This window comes from Leclercia sp. G3L (assembly GCF_021117075.1).
Classification (GTDB): Bacteria; Pseudomonadota; Gammaproteobacteria; order Enterobacterales; family Enterobacteriaceae; genus Enterobacter; species Enterobacter adecarboxylatus_C.
Genome location: NZ_CP088265.1, coordinates 3,990,945 through 4,013,078, shown reverse-complemented (window position 1 = coordinate 4,013,078; position 22,134 = coordinate 3,990,945). Strand labels below are relative to the sequence as shown.

18 protein-coding genes and 1 other RNA gene are annotated in these 22,134 nt (G+C 58.3%); 9 read left to right on the top strand and 10 right to left on the bottom strand.

The features are described from left to right. The first annotated feature begins 57 nt into the window (after nt 1-57). The 4 genes from LRS40_RS20710 (at nt 58) to selO (ending at nt 3,478) form a co-directional block, all read left to right on the top strand. A complete protein-coding gene (locus LRS40_RS20710; protein ID WP_142489184.1) occupies nt 58-522 on the top strand; it encodes an NlpC/P60 family protein in 465 nt (154 codons plus the stop codon). Nucleotides 523-901: 379 nt separating this feature from the next. Further along, nucleotides 902-1,599, top strand: a protein-coding gene (locus LRS40_RS20705; RefSeq protein ID WP_103215986.1) for an IS1-like element IS1A family transposase whose coding sequence is annotated in 2 segments (ribosomal slippage) — nt 902-1,151 and nt 1,151-1,599 — 699 coding nt in all. Because the reading frame shifts where the segments join, the coding sequence is not laid out codon by codon here. 36 nt (nt 1,600-1,635) lie between these two features. Then, nucleotides 1,636-1,974, top strand: a complete 339-nt coding sequence (locus LRS40_RS20700) for an EAL domain-containing protein (RefSeq protein WP_231312548.1) — start codon at nt 1,636-1,638, stop codon at nt 1,972-1,974. Nucleotides 1,975-2,035: 61 nt separating this feature from the next. Beyond that, nucleotides 2,036-3,478 (top strand): protein adenylyltransferase SelO, encoded by a 1,443-nt coding sequence (gene selO, locus LRS40_RS20695; protein WP_231312546.1) that lies wholly within the window; start codon nt 2,036-2,038, stop codon nt 3,476-3,478. Here selO and LRS40_RS20690 read toward each other — a convergent pair. From LRS40_RS20690 to LRS40_RS20655, 8 genes are all read right to left on the bottom strand, one after another. Continuing rightward, nucleotides 3,475-4,254, bottom strand: coding sequence for a heme ABC transporter ATP-binding protein (locus LRS40_RS20690; protein ID WP_142489187.1), 780 nt, complete (start codon nt 4,252-4,254; stop codon nt 3,475-3,477). The two genes, selO and LRS40_RS20690, sit on opposite strands and share 4 nt — an antisense overlap. Next, a complete protein-coding gene (locus LRS40_RS20685) occupies nt 4,247-5,239 on the bottom strand; it encodes an iron ABC transporter permease (protein WP_231312545.1) in 993 nt (330 codons plus the stop codon). Before LRS40_RS20685 ends, LRS40_RS20690 begins: the two co-directional genes overlap by 8 nt. Beyond that, nucleotides 5,239-6,060, bottom strand: a complete 822-nt coding sequence (locus LRS40_RS20680; RefSeq protein ID WP_231312544.1) for a hemin ABC transporter substrate-binding protein — start codon at nt 6,058-6,060, stop codon at nt 5,239-5,241. The genes LRS40_RS20685 and LRS40_RS20680 overlap by 1 nt, the downstream gene beginning before the upstream one ends. Beyond that, nucleotides 6,057-7,085, bottom strand: coding sequence for a hemin-degrading factor (chuS, locus tag LRS40_RS20675; RefSeq protein WP_231312543.1), 1,029 nt, complete (start codon nt 7,083-7,085; stop codon nt 6,057-6,059). The genes LRS40_RS20680 and chuS overlap by 4 nt, the downstream gene beginning before the upstream one ends. Nucleotides 7,086-7,133: 48 nt before the next feature. Beyond that, entirely contained in the window at nt 7,134-9,119 is a 1,986-nt protein-coding gene (locus LRS40_RS20670) for a TonB-dependent hemoglobin/transferrin/lactoferrin family receptor (RefSeq protein ID WP_231312542.1), read from the bottom strand. 69 nt (nt 9,120-9,188) lie between these two features. After that, on the bottom strand, nt 9,189-9,425 hold the full coding sequence (gene hemP / locus LRS40_RS20665) for a hemin uptake protein HemP (protein ID WP_185902350.1): 237 nt from the start codon (nt 9,423-9,425) through the stop codon (nt 9,189-9,191). A gap of 159 nt (nt 9,426-9,584) precedes the next feature. Further along, the gene (gene aroH / locus LRS40_RS20660) at nt 9,585-10,631 is read right to left on the bottom strand and encodes a 3-deoxy-7-phosphoheptulonate synthase AroH (RefSeq protein ID WP_142489192.1); all 1,047 of its coding nucleotides are present in this window, start codon (nt 10,629-10,631) and stop codon (nt 9,585-9,587) included. 154 nt (nt 10,632-10,785) lie between these two features. Beyond that, a complete protein-coding gene (locus tag LRS40_RS20655) occupies nt 10,786-11,619 on the bottom strand; it encodes a pyruvate, water dikinase regulatory protein (RefSeq protein ID WP_142489193.1) in 834 nt (277 codons plus the stop codon). A 338-nt stretch (nt 11,620-11,957) separates the two neighbouring features. On the opposite strand from LRS40_RS20655, the gene ppsA reads away from it, so the two are divergent. After that, nucleotides 11,958-14,336 carry a phosphoenolpyruvate synthase gene (gene ppsA, locus LRS40_RS20650; RefSeq protein WP_231312540.1) on the top strand — a complete coding sequence of 793 codons (2,379 nt, stop codon included), beginning with the start codon at nt 11,958-11,960 and terminating at the stop codon, nt 14,334-14,336. A 110-nt stretch (nt 14,337-14,446) separates the two neighbouring features. Here ppsA and rprA read toward each other — a convergent pair. Together rprA and ydiK are read right to left on the bottom strand one after the other, a co-directional pair. Next, nucleotides 14,447-14,557: antisense sRNA RprA (rprA, locus tag LRS40_RS20645), an RNA gene on the bottom strand. A 186-nt stretch (nt 14,558-14,743) separates the two neighbouring features. Next, nucleotides 14,744-15,856: an AI-2E family transporter YdiK gene (ydiK, locus tag LRS40_RS20640; protein ID WP_142489195.1), complete on the bottom strand. Its 1,113-nt coding sequence runs from the start codon at nt 15,854-15,856 to the stop codon at nt 14,744-14,746. A gap of 207 nt (nt 15,857-16,063) precedes the next feature. On the opposite strand from ydiK, the gene LRS40_RS20635 reads away from it, so the two are divergent. From LRS40_RS20635 to sufB, 4 genes are all read left to right on the top strand, one after another. Continuing rightward, nucleotides 16,064-19,120 carry an FAD-binding and (Fe-S)-binding domain-containing protein gene (locus LRS40_RS20635; RefSeq protein ID WP_231312539.1) on the top strand — a complete coding sequence of 1,019 codons (3,057 nt, stop codon included), beginning with the start codon at nt 16,064-16,066 and terminating at the stop codon, nt 19,118-19,120. After that, complete coding sequence (gene menI / locus LRS40_RS20630; protein ID WP_231312538.1) at nt 19,117-19,527, top strand: 1,4-dihydroxy-2-naphthoyl-CoA hydrolase; 411 nt, start codon at nt 19,117-19,119, stop codon at nt 19,525-19,527. The genes LRS40_RS20635 and menI overlap by 4 nt, the downstream gene beginning before the upstream one ends. 726 nt (nt 19,528-20,253) lie before the next feature. After that, on the top strand, nt 20,254-20,622 hold the full coding sequence (gene sufA, locus LRS40_RS20625; RefSeq protein WP_106993654.1) for a Fe-S cluster assembly scaffold SufA: 369 nt from the start codon (nt 20,254-20,256) through the stop codon (nt 20,620-20,622). A gap of 8 nt (nt 20,623-20,630) precedes the next feature. Next, complete coding sequence (sufB, locus tag LRS40_RS20620) at nt 20,631-22,118, top strand: Fe-S cluster assembly protein SufB (protein WP_231312536.1); 1,488 nt, start codon at nt 20,631-20,633, stop codon at nt 22,116-22,118. Nucleotides 22,119-22,134 lie beyond the last annotated feature (16 nt).

The following is a 22,134-nucleotide window of genomic DNA, read 5'->3' as shown; positions in this document are numbered from 1 at the left end:
GCGACATATTCACAGGCTAAATTACGGAAAGCACAAAAATCAGAGGATTCGTCTGGAATGCGATTCTGTTTTCTTCTTGTGGCCGCGCTATTTCTTGCAGGATGCAGCAGCCATCGCGCACCGCCTCCGAACGCGCGGCTGTCCGATTCTATTGCCGTGATTGCCGGTCTGAACGATCAGCTGCATCACTGGAGCGGCACCCCTTATCGCTATGGCGGCATGACGCGTGGCGGGATTGATTGTTCAGGATTTGTGCTCCTGACCTTCCGCGACCAGTTTGCGCTACAGCTGCCGCGTGAAACGCGCCAGCAGGCCACCATTGGCACCGAAATTGACAAAGATGAGCTGCTTCCGGGCGATCTGGTGTTTTTCAAAACCGGCTCCGGCGAAAGCGGGCTACACGTCGGGATATATGACACCGACAATCAATTTATTCATGCCTCTACCAGTCGTGGTGTGATGCGCTCTTCCCTCAATAACGTCTACTGGCGTAAAAATTTCTGGCAAGCGCGACGTATTTAACCCTGTCGCGCCGCGCGGCGCGACATTCTCTTTCATCCGTAAATGTTATTCGTTAGTGAGCTTTAATTGTGGAGAATTGCTTAGCTGCTGAATTAATTTGAAGCAATTCTGTTAGTTAGCGACAACTGGCTATTAAGCACTATCCAGGATAAGATTATTTCAGGACTAAGGAAAATCCGAATATTTAATGGAACGAATGAAATTAATCTTATTAAAATCCATAAAGTTGAATTGCTTCAGCATATGTTTCAGGATGTCTTGTATCGTTTTTAAACCGGGTCAGACGCCATGATTGTGATGCTGGATATTGCTTATCAGTCTGAAGGTGATGCTGCCAACTTACTGATTTAGTGTATGATGGTGTTTTTGAGGTGCTCCAGTGGCTTCTGTTTCTATCAGCTGTCCCTCCTGTTCAGCTACTGACGGGGTGGTGCGTAACGGCAAAAGCACTGCCGGACATCAGCGCTATCTCTGCTCTCACTGCCGTAAAACATGGCAACTGCAGTTCACTTACACCGCTTCTCAACCCGGTACGCACCAGAAAATCATTGATATGGCCATGAATGGCGTTGGATGCCGGGCAACCGCCCGCATTATGGGCGTTGGCCTCAACACGATTTTACGTCACTTAAAAAACTCAGGCCGCAGTCGGTAACCTCGCGCATACAGCCGGGCAGTGACGTCATCGTCTGCGCGGAAATGGACGAACAGTGGGGATACGTCGGGGCTAAATCGCGCCAGCGCTGGCTGTTTTACGCGTATGACAGGCTCCGGAAGACGGTTGTTGCGCACGTATTCGGTGAACGCACTATGGCGACGCTGGGGCGTCTTATGAGCCTGCTGTCACCCTTTGACGTGGTGATATGGATGACGGATGGCTGGCCGCTGTATGAATCCCGCCTGAAGGGAAAGCTGCACGTAATCAGCAAGCGATATACGCAGCGAATTGAGCGGCATAACCTGAATCTGAGGCAGCACCTGGCACGGCTGGGACGGAAGTCGCTGTCGTTCTCAAAATCGGTGGAGCTGCATGACAAAGTCATCGGGCATTATCTGAACATAAAACACTATCAATAAGTTGGAGTCATTACCCCCGATCTGAATAAAGGCAATATGAATACGGCCCTGATGGACTTTGCCCTGCGTTTTCCGCTGGTGCTCGGCAATTTCGGCGCCGGAGATGCCTCCACCAAAGCCATTTTTGATGGCATGTTTAAACGCGTGGCGCTGGATAAAAACTTCATTCAACAGCATTTAACAGATAATACATTCGAACTGTTATTAAAGGCGATCATGACTCAGGTCTCGCCCTACTGTCAGTCATTGATGGTGGCGGGCGTGGACGACGATCTTACCCTGCAGCGGCTGTCGGCATTTGGCTTCAGCGCCATGCAGGGCGGCTTGTGGCCTGCCGTTCCCCTTGAGCGCATTACCACCCTGGTGCAGGGATAACCCTTACCTTACCCGGTGTTTAACCTCTGATAAACCCACTACACTAAAAGCAGGAGGACCTATGACCCTGTCTTTTACCGCGCACTGGCATGATGAATTACCCGGCTTTTATACGGCTCTGAAACCCACTCCACTCAATAATGCCCGCCTGATCTGGCATAACACGGCGCTGGCCACCGAGCTGGCGATCCCGGAGTCGCTGTTTAGCCCCGAACAGGGCGCTGGCGTGTTTGGCGGCGAAACCCTGCTGCCGGGCATGCAGCCGCTGGCCCAGGTTTACAGCGGCCATCAGTTCGGCGTCTGGGCCGGGCAGCTGGGGGACGGGCGGGGGATCCTGCTCGGCGAACAGCAACTCGCCAACGGGCAAACGATGGACTGGCACCTGAAAGGCGCCGGGCTCACCCCTTATTCACGTATGGGCGACGGGCGCGCCGTGCTGCGTTCGACCATCCGTGAAAGCCTGGCCTCGGAAGCGATGCACGCCCTCGGGATCCCCACCACTCGCGCGCTGTCGATCATCACCAGCGACACGCCTGTGGCACGTGAGACCATGGAGCAGGGGGCAATGCTGATCCGCGTGGCTCAAAGTCACGCCCGCTTCGGTCATTTCGAACACTTCTACTATCGCCGCGAGCCGGAGAAAGTTCGCCAGCTGGCGGATTTTGTCATCAAGCATCACTGGCCGCAGTTGCAGGACGATGCCGATAAATACATCCTCTGGTTCCGCGATGTGGTGACGCGGACTGCCGCGCTGATCGCCAGCTGGCAGACGGTGGGCTTTGCCCACGGGGTGATGAACACCGATAACATGTCGATCCTCGGTCTGACCATCGACTACGGCCCGTACGGCTTCCTCGACGACTATCAGCCGGGCTATATCTGTAACCACTCCGACTATCAGGGGCGCTACAGCTTTGATAACCAGCCGGCGGTGGGGCTGTGGAACCTGCAGCGGCTGGCACAGTCCCTGTCGCCGTTTATCGATGTTGACGCCCTCAACGACGCGCTGGATGGCTATCAGGAGGTGCTCCTGCAGCAGTATGGCAAGCTGATGCGCCGTAAGCTGGGGCTGATGACCCAGGAGCGGGGCGACAACGACATCCTGAATAACCTGTTTGCGCTGATGGCGCGGGAAGGCAGCGACTACACCCGCACCTTCCGCATGCTGGGCCAAACCGAGCAGCACAGCGCCGCCTCGCCGCTTCGCGACGAATTTATCGACCGGCAGGCCTTCGATGACTGGTTCGCGACCTACCGCGAACGTCTCCAGCGGGAGAATATCGCGGATGACGAGCGTCAGACACAGATGAATGCCGTTAACCCGGCGATGGTGCTGCGCAACTGGCTGGCGCAGCGGGCGATCGAGCAGGCGGAGAAAGGCGATTACGCCGAACTGCACCGGTTGCACGAGGCGCTGCGTACGCCGTTTGCCGACCGCAACGATGACTACATCAGCCGCCCGCCCGACTGGGGTAAGCGGCTGGAAGTGAGTTGCTCAAGCTAAGAGACGAGAAAAACCTGGGGAGTAGCGTTCAACGGATGCAGGCCCACATGTACCTGCGCGCCATACCAGCGCGCAAGGTCATCGGCCTTTAGCACCGACGGGGGCGTTCCCTGGGAGACAATCCTCCCCTCGTGCAGGAGCACGATCCGGTCGGCCCATAAGGCGGCCAGATTGAGATCGTGCAGCACTACGCAGACGTGCAAATTCCCGTCCGCAGTCAGCGTTTTCAACAGCCGCAGCAGATGCTGCTGGTGGTAAAGATCCAGCGCCGAGGTGGGCTCATCGAGGAACAGCCAGCCGCGCGGCGCGGCGTCGCACCACAGCTGCGCCAGTGCCCGGGCCAGTTGTACCCGCTGCTGCTCCCCGCCCGACAGGGCCGCATACTGACGACCCGCCAGCGGCTGGCAGCCGGTGAGCTGCATCACCTCGCTGACGATCTGTGCTTCAGGCTGCGGCGTCCAGGGCGAACGCCCCATCCCGATCACCGCCTCCACCGGCCAGTCAAAGCCCAGCTGGGTTTGCTGGCGCATCACCGCCCGCTGACGCGATAACGCCTGGGTACCCCACGCCGCCAGGGCTTTTCCGTCCAGCAGACAGCGTCCGGTATCCGGCCGGAGAAAACCGGTTAACAGACGCAGCAGGGTTGATTTCCCCGCGCCGTTGGGGCCGATCAGCGCCACCAGTTCGCCCTGTGCGAGCGACAGCGAGACATCGCGTACCACCGCCCGGCCTGCCACGCTATAAGACAGGCCTTCAGCCAGTAAGGGTTCAGCCATGCTGACCTCCACGCCGGAAAATGAGCCACAGGAACCAGGGCGCGCCGAGAATGCTGGTCAGCAACCCCACCGGCATCTCCGCCGGGGCGACCAGCGTGCGTGCGGCGGTATCGGCAATCAGCAGCAGAAAGGCCCCCGCCAGCACCGAGCCGGGGATCACCGCCCGGTGATCCGATCCCAGCCACATGCGCATCAGGTGCGGCACCACCAGACCGATAAAACCGATCACTCCGCTCACCGCCACCGCGGCGGCCACCAGCAGGGCGCTGCACAGGAGTAAAACCCGCTGAACGAGCCGCACGTCGACGCCCAGATAGTGCGCCTCCTCTTCACCCAGCTGCAGCAGGTTCAGGGCTGCAGCCAGCCGCCAGATCACCAGCACGGTGGGGATCATCAGCGAGGTCACCGCCAGCAGGGTGGACCACTGCGCCTGGCCGAGACTGCCCATCCCCCACAGTGAGAGCTGGCGCAGCTGGGCATCGTTACTGACCCAGGAGAGGACGCCCACCGCCGCCCCGCACAGGGCGTTGATGGCGATCCCCACCAGCAGCAGACGCGAAAGCGAGTTCTCCCGCTGCTGGCTGAGGAGAAAAATCACTACGGTCGCCGCCAGCGCGCCGAGAAAGGCCGCCAGCATCGGGGCGTAGAGCATCAGCAGAGCGGGGAGGGAGATGGGCAACACCACCCACAGGGCGACGGCGCAGGCGGCACCGCTGCTGATCCCGAGCAAACCCGGATCGGCGAGGGGGTTGCGAAACAGCCCCTGCATCACGCAGCCCGCCAGCGCCAGCGAGCCGCCAATTACCAGCGCCAGCAGCACCCGCGGCAGGCGAATAGTGAGCCAGATCTGACGCAGAGCTTCGTCACTGCCGCTCCACAGCAGGGACACCGGCAGGCGCAACGCGCCAAAACCGGTGGCCAGCAGCGTCATCACCGCCAGCGCCATTGCCAGCCCCCACAGGGAATAACCGATCCGGCGAGGCATCAGGGAAGTTGCTCGGCTTTGCTGCGCAGCTGTCCGATGGCCTGCGGGGTACGCACGCTAAACCCGAGCAGTGCCATATCATCAATCTGCAATACCTGTTTATGACGTCCCGCCGGGGTTTGCGCCAGACCTGGCAGCTTCCACAGATTGGCTTCTCCACCCATCGCTTTTACGCCCTCCTGCGAAATCACCACCAGATCGGGCCGGCTGGCGATCACACCTTCCTGAGAGAGTGGCTGATAGCGGGAGAACCCCTGCATAGCGTTATGCAGACCGGCCGCGCGGATCGCCGCATCGGCCCCGGTCTCCTGCCCGGCGGCCATGGCAGTCATCCCGCCGTGGTTGAGGATAAACAGCACCCGCTTATCGATCGGCGAGGCGGGCAGCGCAGCCAGCTCCTGCCGCAGGCGCTTACGCAGGGTTTCCCCTTCGACAATGCGGTGCGTCGCCAGGGCCACCACCCGCACTTTCTCGTCGATGACGCTGAGGGCATTACTGCCCGGGACCGTCACCACGCTGACGTTACTCTGCCCGACCTGTTTCAGCGCCAGCGAAGGCTGCGCCTGGGCGCTGGCTAACACCAGCGTCGGGCGCATCGCCAGGATCCCCTCGGCATTGAGCTGGCGCAGGTAGCCCACGTCCGGCAGCGAGGTGGCCTGCTCCGGCCACTGGCTGGTGCTGTCGCGCGCCACCAGCGAGCCTTCGGCCCCCAGAGCGTAGATAATCTCCGTCACGTCGCCGCCGAGGGCGACGATCCTCTCCTGTACCGCGCCGATGGCGGCCAGCGGTAGGGCGACAAGCAGGGCGAGCAGTTTTCTCATGCGGCCAGCCCTTTTACCGTCAGGGCGTCGATCTGTGAACGCCACTGGCTCTGCTCGGGCTCGCCTTCCGTGCGCTGACCGTACAGCTGGGCGATCTGCGTCCCGTCGGCGGCAAAGAGTTCGAGGCTGGTGACATGCCCGTCGGCGGTCGGTTTGCGGGTCACCCAGCTTTCAGCGATGGTCTCTTCCAGCAGATGCAGGGTAAAGGCCGGGTTGAAGATGTTCAGCCAGCCCTTCATCGGAACCACTTTTTCCACCGCGCCGGTGAAGATCTGCACGCAGCCGCGGTTGCCAACGAAAATCATGATCTCGTTGCCGTCCTGACGGGCGCTATTCAGCAGCTGCACCAGGGCGCTGTTATCCACCTGACAGGCGAGGTCGTCCCCCACCAGACGGAACGCCTGTTGCCGGGTCAGACTGTGGCGCTTCAGCAGGCCGAAGAACTGGTGGACGTCGGTCATGGCGCGCCACTCGCTGTCCACCATCGCAGCGTCGGCATTTGCCACGTTAACTGCCGGGTCGGCGGCTTTCAGCGCCAGCGGCGGGTTATCGGCGAAGATAAAGCGGGACAGCAGGTCGCCCCAGGCAGCCATGTCCGTGTTGTCGGTGGCATAGACCTTCAGCAGCGCATCGCCCTGATGGTCGAAAAACTGAATGCTCTGGCGTTCGCCGCGGGGAGTGGTTTCGGTGATATGAAACGCGCTGGCCCACTGGTGGAGGAACAGGCGCAGATCCAGCGCGCGCGGGTTGAGCACCAGTCCGGCATGGCCGTTCAGGTGTTGGTTAGTGAAGGTGCCCACCTGCTCATGAACCGCATACTCGTTGCGGCAGATGCATTTGGTTTCGCCTGCCGCTTCCAGGGCGCTGAGGATCTCGCGAATTTCACCGTGCAGACGCCACGCGTCATGTCCTACCCGGGCCCAGGTCAGTTCGGCTTCGCTGATGTTCATCAGGGCAGCGATGTCCCGCGCATATTTTCCCGGGTTTTCTTGTTTGAGTTCAAGCCAGCGTGTGTAGTGATTCATTGTCTCTTCCTTCCGGATAAATACCCCGGCAGCGCCGGGGCAGGGTAATTACCACTGATAACTCACGAAAATCTTGCCGTTGCGGCCATCCTGCGGGATGCCCTGCGGAGACCAGTACTCTTTGTCGAAGGCGTTGCCGAGCACCAGGGTGGTGGTGACGCCTTTCAGCGACTGCTGGCCCTGATAGCTGACGTAGAAATCATTCACCGCGTAGCCCGGCTGGTGGCTGTAGCTGCTGCTCACATGGGTGGAGCGATCGGCGAAGGTGCCGATCCAGCCGACGCTAAAGCCGCTCTGCGCCAGGGGGACATCCAGCTTGCTGGAGACGGTGTCCGGGCTGATGCTGGAGATATACTCGCCGGTGTCGGTGTCTTTGCCCCGGGTGCGGTTGTAGGCAACATCGAGGTTGAACAGGCTGGCGGAGTATTTCGCCATCACGTCCCAGCCCCAGATTTTGGCGTTCGGCACGTTGTACGACATGGTTGTCGCGGCGGCAAAATCGACGGTGGTGGAGATGTAATCTTTGGCATGGGTATCAAAGTAGCTGGCTTTGAACTCCAGCGCATCGTCAGAAAGCCAAAGATCGTCAAAGCGCAGACCAAACCCGTACTCCTGGGTTTCGTTGGTTTCCGGGCGCAGGTTCGGGTTCGGCACCCAGTAGTTGGTGTAGAACCGGCCAATGGAGAAGTGTTTCGCGTCGTTATACATTTCCCCCATCGTCGGGGCGCGGAAGGCCTGGGCATAAGAGCCGAACAGCATCAGCCAGTCCGCGGGGGACAGGGTGATCCCGGCGCGGGAGGACCATTTATCGGCATCCACATCCTCATAGCCGTCGCTGCTGCCGCTGTAGTTATCGTAGCGGGTACCGCCCAGCAGGGTGATCGGCAGGTCGCGCAGGGTGATCTCATCCTGGATCCAGCCGGAGCTAAAGTCGATGCTCGCATCAGGGAACCCGGTGGTGGCCCCGGACGGCTCCTGCTCCTGACGGTAGTACTCCCCGCCGTAGGTCAACAGATGCGAGGCGAAGGAGTCGGCGAACAGGCGGGTGCGGTTCTCTACTTTGCCGCCTTTGGTAGTCTGCTGGCGGAATTCGCCGGTGCCATCGATGTTCTGAGCATTGATACGTGCCTCGGACCAGTAAAGGCGGGCATCGGCGTTCAGCCAGTCGTTGCCTTCCGGGGCAATGTGATACCCCAGCTGAACATCCCGCTGAATGGTGGAGCGGTCGGTCATCGGGTTGCTGCTGTCGTCCGCATCGATGGTCTGCGGGTTTTTCGGCTCCTGCACCGCATTATTGTAATAGCGCAGCGAGCCGCTCAGGGACTGGGCCCGATCCAGCTGCCAGCTGCCTTTCGCCAGCATGTTGTTGATCGATTCGTCATTCGGCGCGGTACCGCCGCCGCCCTGGCGAATATCGCCGCGATCCCGGCTCGACCAGGCCACCAGGCCGTCGAGGGTGTCGGTACGGCCAAAGGCGCTGGCACCCATGCCGAGGCTGTGATCGCCGGTGGCGGCGGTGCCAAACACGCGGTAGCCGCTGGTTTGTCCGGCCTGGAGCAGATCTTTTGCATCGGCGGTGTCATAGGCGATCACCCCGCCCATCGCGCCGCTGCCGTACAGCAGGGCGGACGGCCCGCGCACGATCTCGATACGCTTAATCAGGGCCGGATCGAGGAAGGTGCTGTTCAGGTGACCGGTATCGGTGCCCTGACGCACGCCATCAACCAGCACCAGCACGCCGCGGCGATCGTACCCGCGCAGATTAACGTCCTGGCCGTTGGTGCGCCCGGCGCCGTCGAGGGTCAGGCCGGGCACGTGGCGCAGCAGATCGGCGGCGGAACTGGCGGTTTGATTTTCCGGGGCGGTGGCGTCAATGACGCTCACCATCATCGGTGCTTCAAAGGCGCTGCGGGCATTACCGGTGGCGGTAACGGTCATGTTGTCGGTGGCGGCAACAGCCGCTCCCGGCAGGGCGCTGACGATCGCCAGTGCCAGCAGCGACGGGCGTAAAGACGCGGTATTCAGGTATGGCATGAGCCACTCTCCATTTAAAAGTGAAAAGCGCTGGCTGCCTGGGGGGAACCTGGGTGGCTGGCGGGGGACTTATTTTGTGAGGATTAATTTTCCGGCATGTGTCTGACGCAGCAGGTAGTGCTGGCCGTCATGCTCAATTATGACGCGGCCCTCTTCGCCCAACAGGTGTTTACTGTCGATTCGGCGATCGGTTGCGCCTGGGGCAGGCTGTGTTTTGTCTTCAGGACGAGTGAGCGTTGCAGCAGTGTTATCCATACGTGACATAATGTTTTTCAAAATAGCAATCAATGTAACAATGATAATCATTATCAACAAATCGATTTTGACGGCAAGCGTTTTATGAAAAAACAGTGAGGTGCGTGAAAGAGGGGGATGCAAAAAAAGCCGGGTGGCGGCTGCGCCTTACCCGGCCTACGTATCGCTTTTCCAGGCCCGGTAAGGCGAAGCCGCCACCGGGCAGGGATTTTAAAAACGACTGTTAACTGCTGAGGCAAGTTTATCCAGCAGGAGCTCGGTATCTTCCCAGCTCAGGCAAGGGTCGGTGATCGACTGGCCATACGTGATGGGCTGACCGACCACTACTTTCTGCGTACCTTCGCGCAGGAAGCTTTCGGCCATGATCCCGGCGATGGCGGTGGAGCCGTTGCGGATCTGCTGGCAAATCTCATCGCAAACGTCCAGCTGACGGCGGTGCTGTTTCTGGCAGTTGCCGTGGCTGAAATCCACCACCAGCTGCTCGGGCAGGTCGAATTCACGCAGGGTATCGCAGGCTTCCGCAATATCCTGGGGGTGATAATTCGGCTGTTTGCCGCCGCGCATGATGATGTGGCCATATGGGTTGCCGCTGGTCTGATAGATGGTCATCTGACCGTTCTTGTCCGGCGACAGGAACATATGGCTGGCGCGGGCGGCGCGGATAGCGTCTACCGCGATGCGGGTATTACCGTCAGTACCGTTTTTAAAGCCCACCGGGCAGGAGAGCGCCGAAGCCATTTCACGGTGGATCTGGCTTTCGGTGGTGCGGGCGCCGATAGCCCCCCAGCTAATCAGATCGGCGATAAATTGTCCGGTCACCATATCGAGGAATTCGGTGGCGGTGGGAACGCCCAGCTCGTTGACCTGCAACAGCAGCTTGCGCGCCAGCTGAATGCCGTGGTTCACCCGGTAGCTGCCGTTCAAATCGGGATCGGAGATCAGCCCTTTCCAGCCCACCACGGTGCGTGGTTTCTCGAAGTAGGTGCGCATCACGATTTCCAGGCGGGCATGGTGTTTATCCCGCAGTCCCTTCAGGCGCTGGGCATAGTCCATCGCGGCATCAAGGTCGTGAATAGAACAGGGGCCAACAATCACCAGCAGCCGGCGATCTTCACCGTTTAGAATTTTTTCAATACGTTTACGTGACGTTGTCACGTTTTCTGCCACTGCCGCAGAAACAGGGTACCGCTGGGCCAGTTCAGCTGGCGTCACCAGGCTATCGATACGCGCTGTGCGGAGTTCATCGGTTTTATTCATGGTATTTCTCAGAATGTAGTGCTTCAACGGTAACTTACCGGGAAGTGATGGGCATCACCTTAAACCAATCCCCGCTGAATTCAAGTGCAGGGCACAAGCGGTGCCCTGTTGTGGGGTGGGAGTATAAAGGAATATGGACTAATGAACTAGTCTATTAGTACATGCGGCGATTGAGGCCCATAATGTCGAGGATTTTGGTGGCGATTTCTTCTACCGAATAGTTGGTACTGTTCAGCCACGGAATGTTGTTTTTACGATACAGGGCTTCAACTTCGGCTACCTCCAGCCGGCACTGGCGCATCGAGGCGTAGCGGCTGTTCTCCCGACGCTCTTCACGGATCGCCGCCAGCCGTTCCGGGTTAATGGTCAGACCAAAGAGCTTATGCTGCAGGGGTTTGAGCGCTGCCGGGAGGACGAGGTTATCCATATCGTCGGCAATAAAGGGGTAGTTTGCCGCGCGGATCCCGAACTGTAACGCCAGATAGAGGCTGGTGGGGGTTTTCCCGCAGCGCGAGACGCCGAGCAGAATGACCTGGGCCTGATCGAGGTTACGCATCGAGATGCCGTCATCATGGGCGAGGGTGTAGTCAATGGCGGCGATACGGGCATCATACTTGATGATATTCGCCGGGTTCAGGCCGTGGGTACGGTGCGCCACCGGGGTCGGATCCAGCTTTAACTCCTGCTGCAGCGGGGCCACCAGCGCCTGCACAATGTCCTGACAGAAGCCTTCACTTTGCAGAATGATATTGCGAATTTCCGGGATCACAATCGAGTAGAACACCAGAGGCCGCTCACCGGTCTGCTGGAAAATGGCGTCGATTTGATCTTTTACCGCTCGGGCACGGCTTTCGTTTTCCACGAACGGCAACGTGATGCTATTGATGGAAACCGGGAATTGCGACATCACCGCATGGCCCAACACTTCGGCGGTGATCGCCGTACCATCGGAAATATAAAAAACGTGGCGATCGACAGCATTATCCATTTTGCACACTCTGTATATCAGATGTAATTGACTGAAAGCATAAATTAAAAAAGTAAAATACAACAGTCAACGCGGGAGGGAAATTAAAAATGAAACGCTATTTTTATTTTTAATGAAAGGGGTGTTTCATTTTTCAAAATCACCCTAAAGTCTGAGTTTTTTTGTGGGAATCCATACGAATCATTGGGTTAGCATTTAAGCGGGAACAGTCTGAAAAGCTAAAAAATAAAAGTGCTTACACGATTCACCGTTTTTTTAGCGCGAATAAATATGACAGTATAAATACGCAGTAAGGAGTTTCTTAAAACCCGTTCATATATCACAAAAGGATTGTTTCGATGTCCAACAATGGCTCGTCACCGCTGGTGCTTTGGTATAACCAACTCGGCATGAATGATGTAGACAGAGTTGGAGGCAAAAATGCCTCCCTGGGTGAAATGATTACGAATCTGTCCAGTATGGGTGTCTCCGTACCGAATGGATTTGCGACTACCGCCGATGCGTTTAACTATTTTCTGGACCAAAGCGGCGTAAACCAGCGCATTTACGAACTACTGGATAACACGGACATTGATGATGTCTCTGAGCTTGCCAAAGCCGGGACCCAGATCCGCCAGTGGATCATCGATACACCTTTCCAGCCTGAACTGGAAAAAGCCATTCACGACGCCTACAACCAGCTCTCTGCTGATGATGCTCAGGCTTCCTTTGCCGTGCGCTCCTCTGCTACCGCAGAAGATATGCCGGATGCCTCGTTCGCCGGGCAGCAGGAGACCTTCCTCAACGTGCAGGGCTACGATGCCGTGCTGGTGGCGGTAAAACATGTGTTTGCCTCCCTGTTTAACGACCGCGCCATCTCCTATCGCGTGCATCAGGGTTATGACCACCGCGGCGTTGCGCTGTCGGCGGGCGTGCAGCGCATGGTGCGTTCGGATCTGGCCTCGTCAGGCGTGATGTTCTCTATTGATACCGAATCGGGTTTCGATCAGGTGGTCTTTATCACCTCCGCCTGGGGGCTGGGCGAGATGGTGGTGCAGGGTGCCGTTAACCCGGACGAGTTCTACGTTCATAAACCGACCCTGGCCGCAGATCGCCCGGCGATCGTGCGCCGCACCATGGGTTCGAAAAAAATCCGCATGATCTACGCTCCGACCCAGGAGCATGGCAAGCAGGTGCGGATTGAAGATGTGCCGCAGGAGCAGTGCGACCGCTTCTCCCTGACCGATGCCGAAGTGCAGGAGCTGGCGAAGCAGGCGGTGCAGATCGAGAAACACTACGGCCGTCCGATGGATATCGAGTGGGCCAAAGATGGCAACACCGGCAAACTGTTCATTGTCCAGGCGCGTCCGGAAACCGTGCGTTCCCGCGGTCAGGTGATGGAGCGTTACACGCTGCATGCCCAGGGCAATATCATCGCGGAAGGCCGTGCCATCGGCCACCGCATCGGCGCGGGCCCGGTGAAAGTCATTCACGACATCAGCGAAATGAACCGCATCCAGCCGGGCGACGTGCTGGTGACCGACATGACCGACCCGGACTGGGAACCGATCATGAAAAAGGCGGCGGCGATTGTCACCAACCGTGGCGGCCGTACCTGTCACGCGGCGATCATCGCCCGCGAGCTGGGCATCCCGGCCGTGGTCGGCTGCGGTGACGCCACCGAGCGCATGAAGGACGACCAGAACGTTACCGTCTCCTGCGCAGAAGGCGATACTGGCTACGTCTACACCGAGATCCTCGACTTCAGCGTGAAGAGCTCCAGCGTCGACACCATGCCGGATCTGCCGCTGAAGATCATGATGAACGTCGGCAACCCGGACCGCGCCTTTGACTTCGCCTGTCTGCCAAACGAAGGCGTTGGCCTGGCGCGTCTGGAGTTCATCATCAACCGCATGATCGGGGTTCACCCGCGCGCGCTGCTGGAATTTGACGACCAGGATCCGAAGCTGCAGAAAGAGATCCGCGAGATGATGAAGGGTTACGACTCGCCGAAGGAGTTCTACGTCGGCCGTCTGACCGAAGGGATCGCCACTCTGGGCGCGGCGTTCTTCCCGAAACGCGTCATTGTGCGTCTCTCTGACTTCAAATCTAACGAATACGCCAACCTGGTGGGCGGCGAGCGTTACGAGCCGGAAGAAGAGAACCCGATGCTGGGCTTCCGCGGCGCCGGTCGTTACGTCTCTGACAGCTTCCGCGACTGCTTTGCGCTGGAGTGCGAGGCGGTAAAACGCGTGCGCAACGACATGGGGCTGACCAACGTCGAGATCATGGTGCCGTTCGTGCGTACCGTCGATCAGGCGAAAGCCGTCGTCGACGAGCTGGCCCGTCAGGGGCTGAAACGCGGCGAGAACGGACTCAAAATCATCATGATGTGTGAGATCCCGTCCAACGCCCTGCTGGCAGAGCAGTTCCTGGAACACTTCGACGGCTTCTCTATCGGCTCCAACGATATGACGCAGCTGGCGCTGGGTCTGGATCGCGACTCCGGCGTGGTCTCTGCGCTCTTTGATGAGCGTAACGAGGCGGTGAAAGCGCTGCTGTCGATGGCCATCCGCGCCGCGAAGAAACAGGGCAAATATGTCGGCATCTGCGGTCAGGGGCCTTCCGACCATGAAGACTTTGCTGCCTGGCTGATGGAAGAGGGGATCGACAGCCTGTCCCTGAACCCGGACACCGTGGTGCAAACCTGGCTGAGCCTGGCGGAACTGAATAAGTAACGCTGCGCTTCTGTAATGAAAAAAGGCGAGGACTTTGGTCCTCGCCTTTTTATTTAGAGCAACTAACCTGCTGTAATGGCAGGTTTTTCTTTATGGTTGCCGAATTCTGGATAAAAAAAAGCCCATCGTGGGAGATGGGCAAAGACTACACACAGCAATTCGTTGTTTCACTCAGGGGATTTCCATGCTTATAAATCAAGGTGTTGTTGATTCATAACCGTGACCTAATAGTAGGCATGGGGAATTTTTGCGTCGATCAGATTCGTCTCAATAGTTTAAAGAAAGTGAAGATTTTATGAGAGTAATGAGGCAATTGCGGATAAAAACGGGTTTAGCTGCGCTTAAGGGAAATTGAAATGATAAGTGACGCTTAACATTCTGGTGGGCGAACCCACCAGAACCGGAATTTACTTCTTCAGCTCTTCCGTCTCGTTCAGCGCTTCAAGCAGCGCGTCGGGATCGGTCGGCGGCAGCGGGACTTCGTGTACCCACGCGGAGAACAGTCGCCAGGAGACCGCCAGCAGCACCGGCCCGATAAACAGACCGATCATCCCGAAGGCAATCAACCCGCCGATAACGCCAGAGAGGATCAGGATTAACGGCAGGTCAGCGCCCATGCGAATCAGTATCGGACGAATAACGTTATCCATCGTGCCCACCACGCAGCTCCACACCAGCAGCACCGTGCCCCAGGTGGTATCACCGCTCCAGTAGAGCCAGACAATTGCCGGGACCAGCACCAGCAGAGGCCCCAGCTGCATCAGACAGGTTAACAGCATCAGCACGGTAAAGAGAGTGGCATAAGGCACGCCGGAAATCGCCAGACCAATTCCGCCCAGCACCGACTGCACCAGCGCCGTCACCACCACGCCCAACGCAACCGCACGCACGGCCTGCGCCGCCAGCAGCATCGCCGCATCGCCGCGGGCGGAGGCCAGACGGGTCGCAAAATGACGAACCCCGAGCGCTACCTGCTCGCCGCGCCAGTAGAGCAGGGCGCTGAACAGCAGCATCAACACGCAGTGGACAACAAAGCGGCCCAGGTGCGCGGCGGTACCGACAAACCAGGTGGTGGTCGCGCCAACATAAGGCCGCACCTTCGCCATGATGGCGCTGCCGCCCATATCCAGCAGGTTATGCCAGCCGGCATAGAGCTTATCGCCAATCAGCGGGATATCGTTCAGCCAGTCCAGCGTCGGTAAGGTCATATCCCCGCTGGTGATGCTGGTGATGAGCGGGCCGCTGCCGTCCACCAGGCTATTCACCAGTAGGGCAACGGGGATGACAAACAGCAGTACCAGCAGCAGCGTCATCACCAGCACCGCTAGCGCGCGGCGACCAAACAGCAAGCGCTCTAAACGGAGAAACAGCGGCCAGGTGGCGATGACTACCGTCCCCGCCCAGGCAAAGCCAAGAATGAAGGGTTGAACAATCCACAGACACGCAATAATCATGATTGCCAGAAACAGCACCGACAGCAAAACTTGTGCAACGTCCCTGGGCTGGTGTCGATTGACCATAGTTGAAATTTACCTTTGAAGGACACCGGAAAGACCGGTGAGAACAGGAAACTGCATCACTCTAATCATTAGTGATTTCAGCGATTTTTAACAGGCTGATTCTGCCTGTAATTCTGTCGGGCGCATATGAATAAAATGTGATACAAAATGTGAGATACAACGCAAACGATTATCTACAACAATTCAGATGGGGCAGGGTCGACAGTAATGATCCCACAAATTTCTCAGGCACCCGGCGTCGTTCAGCTGGTGCTCAATTTTTTGCAGGCTTTGGAGCAACAGGGTTTTACCGGCGATACCGCCACACGTTATGCCGACAGGCTGACCATGGCGACCGACAACAGTGTCTACCAGCTACTTCCCGATGCAGTCGTTTTTCCCCGTTCTACCGCTGATGTGGCCCTGCTGGCCCGTGTAGCATCCCAGGAGCGTTTCGCTTCGCTGATCTTTACCCCCCGCGGCGGCGGCACCGGCACCAACGGCCAGGCGCTGAATACCGGGATCGTTGTCGACATGTCCCGCTATATGAACCGCATCATTGAGATCAACCCGGAAGAGGGGTGGGTGCGGGTTGAAGCCGGGGTGATCAAGGATCAGCTTAACCAGTACCTGAAGCCCTACGGCTACTTTTTTGCCCCGGAGCTGTCGACCAGTAACCGTGCCACCCTCGGCGGGATGATCAACACCGACGCCTCGGGTCAGGGCTCGCTGGTGTACGGCAAAACCTCCGATCACGTCCTCGGGGTGCGGGCGGTGCTGCTTGGCGGCGATATTCTCGATACCCAGCCCGTGCCGGTCGAACTGGCCGAGACGCTCGGGACGGACAACACCACCGCCGGGCGCATCTACCGCACCGTGCTGGACAGCTGTCGCGACAACCGCCAGCTGATTATCGATAAATTCCCGAAACTGAACCGCTTCCTGACCGGCTACGATCTGCGTCATGTCTTCAATGACGACCTGAGCCAGTTCGATTTGACCCGCATCCTGACCGGTTCAGAAGGCACGCTGGCCTTTATCACCGAGGCGCGTCTCGACATCACCCCGCTGCCAAAAGTGCGCCGGCTGGTGAACGTCAAGTACAACTCATTTGACTCTGCGCTGCGTAATGCCCCCTTTATGGTGGATGCCCGCGCATTGTCGGTGGAAACCGTCGACTCCAAAGTGCTCAACCTGGCGCGGGAAGATATTGTCTGGCACTCGGTCAGCGAGCTGATCGCCGACGTGCCCGACAAAGAGATGCTGGGCCTGAACATCGTTGAGTTTGCCGGTGATGACGCCGAACTCATCGAAAGTCAGGTCGCGGCTCTGTGCCAGCGGCTCGACGAGCTGATCGCCCGGGGCGAGGGCGGGGTAATTGGCTGGCAGCTGTGCAACGAGCTTGCCGGTATTGAGCGTATCTATGCGATGCGTAAAAAAGCGGTCGGCCTGTTGGGTAACGCCAAAGGGGCGGCCAAGCCGATCCCCTTTGCCGAAGATACCTGCGTCCCGCCGGAACACCTCGCCGACTATATTGTCGAATTCCGCGCCCTGCTCGACAGCCACGGCCTGAGCTACGGCATGTTCGGCCACGTCGATGCCGGGGTACTGCACGTTCGCCCTGCGCTGGACATGTGCGATCCGCAGCAGGAGATGCTGATGAAGCAGATCTCCGATGACGTGGTAGCCCTCACCGCAAAATACGGCGGTCTGCTGTGGGGCGAGCACGGGAAAGGGTTCCGCGCGGAGTACAGCCCGGCCTTCTTCGGCGAAGCGCTGTTTGGCGAGCTGCGCAAAATCAAAGCGGCCTTCGACCCGGACAACCGGCTCAACCCAGGTAAAATCTGTCCGCCTGAGGGCGTGGATGCCCCAATGATGCAGGTAGACGCGGTGAAACGCGGCACCTTCGATCGCCAGATCCCGATTGCGGTGCGCGCCTCCTGGCGCGGCGCGATGGAGTGTAACGGCAACGGCCTGTGCTTTAACTTCGATGCCAAAAGCCCGATGTGCCCGTCGATGAAGATCACCAGCAACCGCATCCACTCCCCGAAAGGGCGCGCCACCCTGGTGCGCGAGTGGCTGCGTCTACTGGCCGACCGCGGCGTGGATCCGCTGGCGCTGGAGAAAGAGCTGCCGGAAAAACGCGCCAGTCTGCGCACTCTCGTTGAGCGCACCCGTAACAGCTGGCACGCGCGCAAAGGGGAGTACGATTTCTCCCACGAGGTGAAAGAGGCGATGTCCGGCTGCCTGGCCTGTAAAGCCTGCTCTACCCAGTGCCCGATTAAGATCGACGTGCCGGAGTTCCGTTCGCGCTTCCTGCAGCTCTACCACAGCCGTTACCTGCGCCCGATGCGCGATCATCTGGTGGCGACGGTTGAGAGCTATGCCCCGCTGATGGCCCGCGCGCCGCGCACCTTCAACTTCTTTATCAACCAGCCGCTGGTGCGTAAACTGTCCGAGAAGCATATCGGCATGATTGACCTGCCGCTGCTCTCCACGCCGTCGCTGCAGCGCCAGCTGGTGGGCCACCGCTCCGCCAACCTGACCCTTGAGCAGCTGGAGGCCCTGAGCCCGGAGCAGAAAGCGAAAACCGTGCTGGTGGTGCAGGACCCGTTCACCAGCTATTACGACGCGCAGGTAGTGGCCGACTTTATTCGTCTGGTAGAGCGACTGGGCTATCAGCCGGTACTGCTGCCGTTCTCGCCGAACGGGAAAGCCCAGCACATTAAAGGTTTCCTCAATCGTTTCGCCAAAACGGCGCAAAAGACCTCTGACTTCCTTAGCCGGGTGGCGCTGCTGGGGATGCCGATGGTCGGCGTCGATCCGGCGCTGGTGCTTTGCTATCGCGATGAGTACAAGCAGACCCTCGGTGACAAGCGAGGCGACTTCCACGTGATGCTGGTACATGAGTGGCTCCCGGCGATTGTCGACGGGCAAGCCGCCCGGGAGACCAGCGGCGAATCCTGGTACCTGTTCGGCCACTGTACCGAAGTCACCGCGCTGCCGGGCGCGCCTGCCCAGTGGGCTACGATCTTTGCCCGCTTTGGTGCGAAGCTTGAGAGCGTCAGCGTCGGCTGCTGCGGCATGGCCGGGACCTACGGCCATGAGGTGGTGAACCACAAGAACTCGCTGGGGATCTATGAGCTCTCCTGGCATCAGGCGATGCAGCGTTTGCCGCGTAATCGCTGTCTGGCGACCGGCTACTCCTGCCGCAGCCAGGTGAAGCGCGTCGAGGGTAGCGGCGTACGCCATCCATTGCAGGCTTTACTGGAGATTATGGGATGATCTGGAAACGTGCTGTCACCCTGCAGGCGTTAAACGCCATGAGCGACGGAAACATGGTGGGGTTGCTGGACATCGAGTTTACCCGCATCGGCGAAGATGAACTGGAAGCGACCATGCCGGTGGACAGCCGCACTCATCAGCCGTTTGGCCTGCTGCACGGCGGTGCGTCGGTGGTGCTGGCCGAAACCCTGGGCTCGGTAGCGGGCTATCTCTGCACCGAAGGGGAGCAGAAGGTGGTGGGGCTGGAGGTCAATGCCAACCACATACGTTCCGTGCGCAGCGGGCGAGTGCGCGGCGTCTGTCGCGCTCTGCATACCGGCGGGCGACACCAGGTGTGGCAGATTGATATCTTCGATGAACAGCAGCGGTTGTGCTGCTCGTCGCGGTTGACGACCGCAGTCGTATAAAAGTGAAGGCCGCGAAAGCGGCCTTTTTACATTTCCATCTCATTGAAACAGCATTGATTTCTGACAGGTCGCAATTTATGTTAAATCCCACAGCATGAATCATGAGATTATTCTTATGCTCCTTCAAGAGCTAAGCCATGATGAGTGCCGGAGATAAGCGCCGGATGGAGCAAGAAACCCTTAAGACTATTCCAGTAGTCTTAAGGGTTTTCTTTTTTGCGCGGCCCATCTGCGGCCCTTTGTTTACCTTCAATAATCGTCTCTAAGATCCTGCATGGCCGACAGAATGACCAGGCCGGTAATGACCACGGCAAGGATGGCGGTTATCAACAGTGCAGTAAGCATATCCCCTCCTGATGCTGGCCCCTTTACATCAAGGATAGCGTACCCACAGCCTGGCTATAGCCCACCCTGGGGCTCTTTCAGAATACGCTTACAGGTAAGATCAGCCGCATCGGCACACTTCCTATCCCAAAAATAGGCATTTTCTATACATATTTTGTATTTATCCCGTTCAGCCGCGAATTAATGGGAAATCCCTCCTCCGATCAACATGTTAAGTTAATGTGATCATCCCTGTTAACCTCCATAGCAGGGTCTATGCTTAATGAAAGTAGCCAAAAAGGGCGGTTAAGCCGAATGCCCCTGCAACTGAGGGGTTGAAGTGATAATCATTATCACTAACATGGTGTTATGCCCTGGGGGCGCAATACAAGAGGTGGATTTATGCAACAGCATTCAGAAACATTTGATCCGACGGAATTTGCGTGGCGTGGATTGTCGCTTACACCTGCCGCAGCGGCGCATATACGCGAGCTGGTAAGCAAGCAGGCGGGCATGCTGGGCGTGCGGTTAGGCGTTAAGACTACCGGCTGCGCCGGCTTTGGTTATGTGCTCGATACCGTCAGCGAACCGGCCAAAGACGATCTACTTTTCGAGCAGGATGGCGCCAGACTGTATGTTCCCTTGCAGGCGATGCCGTTTATTGACGGCACGGAAGTGGATTACGTGCGCGAAGGCTTAAACCAGTTATTCAAATTCAATAACCCGAAAGCCCAGAACGAATGCGGCTGCGGCGAAAGTTTTGGGGTATAGGCGGTATTATGTCTCGACATACTGAAGCAACTGACGACGTCAACACCTGGTCCGGCGGCCATATCAATTACAAAGAGGGCTTCTTCACCCAATTGCAGACCGATGAGCTGGCAAAAGGGATCAATGAAGAGGTGATCCGCGCCATTTCCGCCAAGCGCAACGAGCCAGACTGGATGCTGGAGTTCCGCCTGAATGCGTTCAAAGCCTGGCTGGAGATGGAAGAGCCGCACTGGCTGAAGGCGCACTACGATAAGCTGAACTATCAGGATTACAGCTACTACTCTGCGCCGTCGTGCGGCAATTGCGACGACACCTGCGCCTCTGAGCCCGGCGCGGTACAGCAGACCGGGGCTAACGCCTTTTTAAGCAAAGAGGTGGAAGAGGCCTTCGAGCAGCTTGGCGTGCCGGTGCGGGAAGGACGCGAGGTGGCGGTGGACGCCATCTTCGACTCCGTCTCGGTCGCCACTACCTATCGTGAAAAGCTGGGTGAGCAGGGGATCATCTTCTGCTCCTTTGGCGAAGCCATCCACGATCATCCCGAGCTGGTGAAGAAGTACCTCGGCACGGTGGTGCCGGGCAACGACAACTTCTTTGCGGCGCTGAACGCGGCGGTAGCCTCTGACGGCACCTTTATCTATGTGCCGAAGGGCGTGCGCTGCCCGATGGAGCTGTCGACCTATTTCCGCATCAACGCTGAGAAAACCGGCCAGTTTGAACGCACCATTCTGGTGGCCGACGAGGGTAGCTACGTCAGCTATATCGAGGGCTGTTCCGCCCCGGTTCGCGACAGCTATCAGCTGCACGCCGCGGTGGTGGAGGTGATCATCCATAAAGACGCCGAAGTGAAATACTCCACGGTGCAGAACTGGTTCCCGGGGGATAACAACACCGGCGGCATTCTGAACTTCGTCACCAAGCGCGCATTGTGCGAAGGCGAAAACAGCAAGATGTCCTGGACCCAGTCCGAAACCGGCTCCGCCATCACCTGGAAGTACCCGAGCTGCATCCTGCGCGGGGATAACTCTATCGGCGAGTTCTACTCGGTGGCGCTCACCAGCGGGCATCAGCAGGCCGATACCGGCACCAAGATGATCCACATCGGCAAGAACACCAAATCGACCATCATCTCGAAGGGGATCTCGGCGGGTAAAAGCCAGAACAGCTACCGCGGGCTGGTCAAAATCATGCCGACGGCCACCAACGCGCGCAACTTTACCCAGTGTGACTCGATGCTGATTGGCCCGGACTGCGGGGCGCATACTTTCCCGTACGTCGAGTGCCGTAACAACAGCGCCCAGCTGGAGCACGAAGCTACCACCTCGCGGATTGGTGAAGATCAGCTCTTCTACTGTCTGCAGCGCGGCATCAGCGAAGAGGATGCCATTTCAATGATCGTGAACGGCTTCTGTAAGGATGTGTTCTCTGAACTGCCGCTGGAGTTTGCCGTTGAAGCGCAGAAATTACTGGCGATTAGCCTTGAACACAGCGTCGGTTAAGGATTAAGGAAAGCAC

Coding starts and splice junctions, on each gene's coding strand:
- LRS40_RS20710 (WP_142489184.1), top strand. CDS start 58: ATGCGATTCTGTTTTCTTCTTGTGGCCGCGCTATTTCTTGCAGGATGC.
- LRS40_RS20700 (WP_231312548.1), top strand. CDS start 1,636: ATGAATACGGCCCTGATGGACTTTGCCCTGCGTTTTCCGCTGGTGCTC.
- selO (WP_231312546.1), top strand. CDS start 2,036: ATGACCCTGTCTTTTACCGCGCACTGGCATGATGAATTACCCGGCTTT.
- LRS40_RS20690 (WP_142489187.1), bottom strand. CDS start 4,254: ATGGCTGAACCCTTACTGGCTGAAGGCCTGTCTTATAGCGTGGCAGGC.
- LRS40_RS20685 (WP_231312545.1), bottom strand. CDS start 5,239: ATGCCTCGCCGGATCGGTTATTCCCTGTGGGGGCTGGCAATGGCGCTG.
- LRS40_RS20680 (WP_231312544.1), bottom strand. CDS start 6,060: ATGAGAAAACTGCTCGCCCTGCTTGTCGCCCTACCGCTGGCCGCCATC.
- chuS (WP_231312543.1), bottom strand. CDS start 7,085: ATGAATCACTACACACGCTGGCTTGAACTCAAACAAGAAAACCCGGGA.
- LRS40_RS20670 (WP_231312542.1), bottom strand. CDS start 9,119: ATGCCATACCTGAATACCGCGTCTTTACGCCCGTCGCTGCTGGCACTG.
- hemP (WP_185902350.1), bottom strand. CDS start 9,425: ATGATTATCATTGTTACATTGATTGCTATTTTGAAAAACATTATGTCA.
- aroH (WP_142489192.1), bottom strand. CDS start 10,631: ATGAATAAAACCGATGAACTCCGCACAGCGCGTATCGATAGCCTGGTG.
- LRS40_RS20655 (WP_142489193.1), bottom strand. CDS start 11,619: ATGGATAATGCTGTCGATCGCCACGTTTTTTATATTTCCGATGGTACG.
- ppsA (WP_231312540.1), top strand. CDS start 11,958: ATGTCCAACAATGGCTCGTCACCGCTGGTGCTTTGGTATAACCAACTC.
- ydiK (WP_142489195.1), bottom strand. CDS start 15,856: ATGGTCAATCGACACCAGCCCAGGGACGTTGCACAAGTTTTGCTGTCG.
- LRS40_RS20635 (WP_231312539.1), top strand. CDS start 16,064: ATGATCCCACAAATTTCTCAGGCACCCGGCGTCGTTCAGCTGGTGCTC.
- menI (WP_231312538.1), top strand. CDS start 19,117: ATGATCTGGAAACGTGCTGTCACCCTGCAGGCGTTAAACGCCATGAGC.
- sufA (WP_106993654.1), top strand. CDS start 20,254: ATGCAACAGCATTCAGAAACATTTGATCCGACGGAATTTGCGTGGCGT.
- sufB (WP_231312536.1), top strand. CDS start 20,631: ATGTCTCGACATACTGAAGCAACTGACGACGTCAACACCTGGTCCGGC.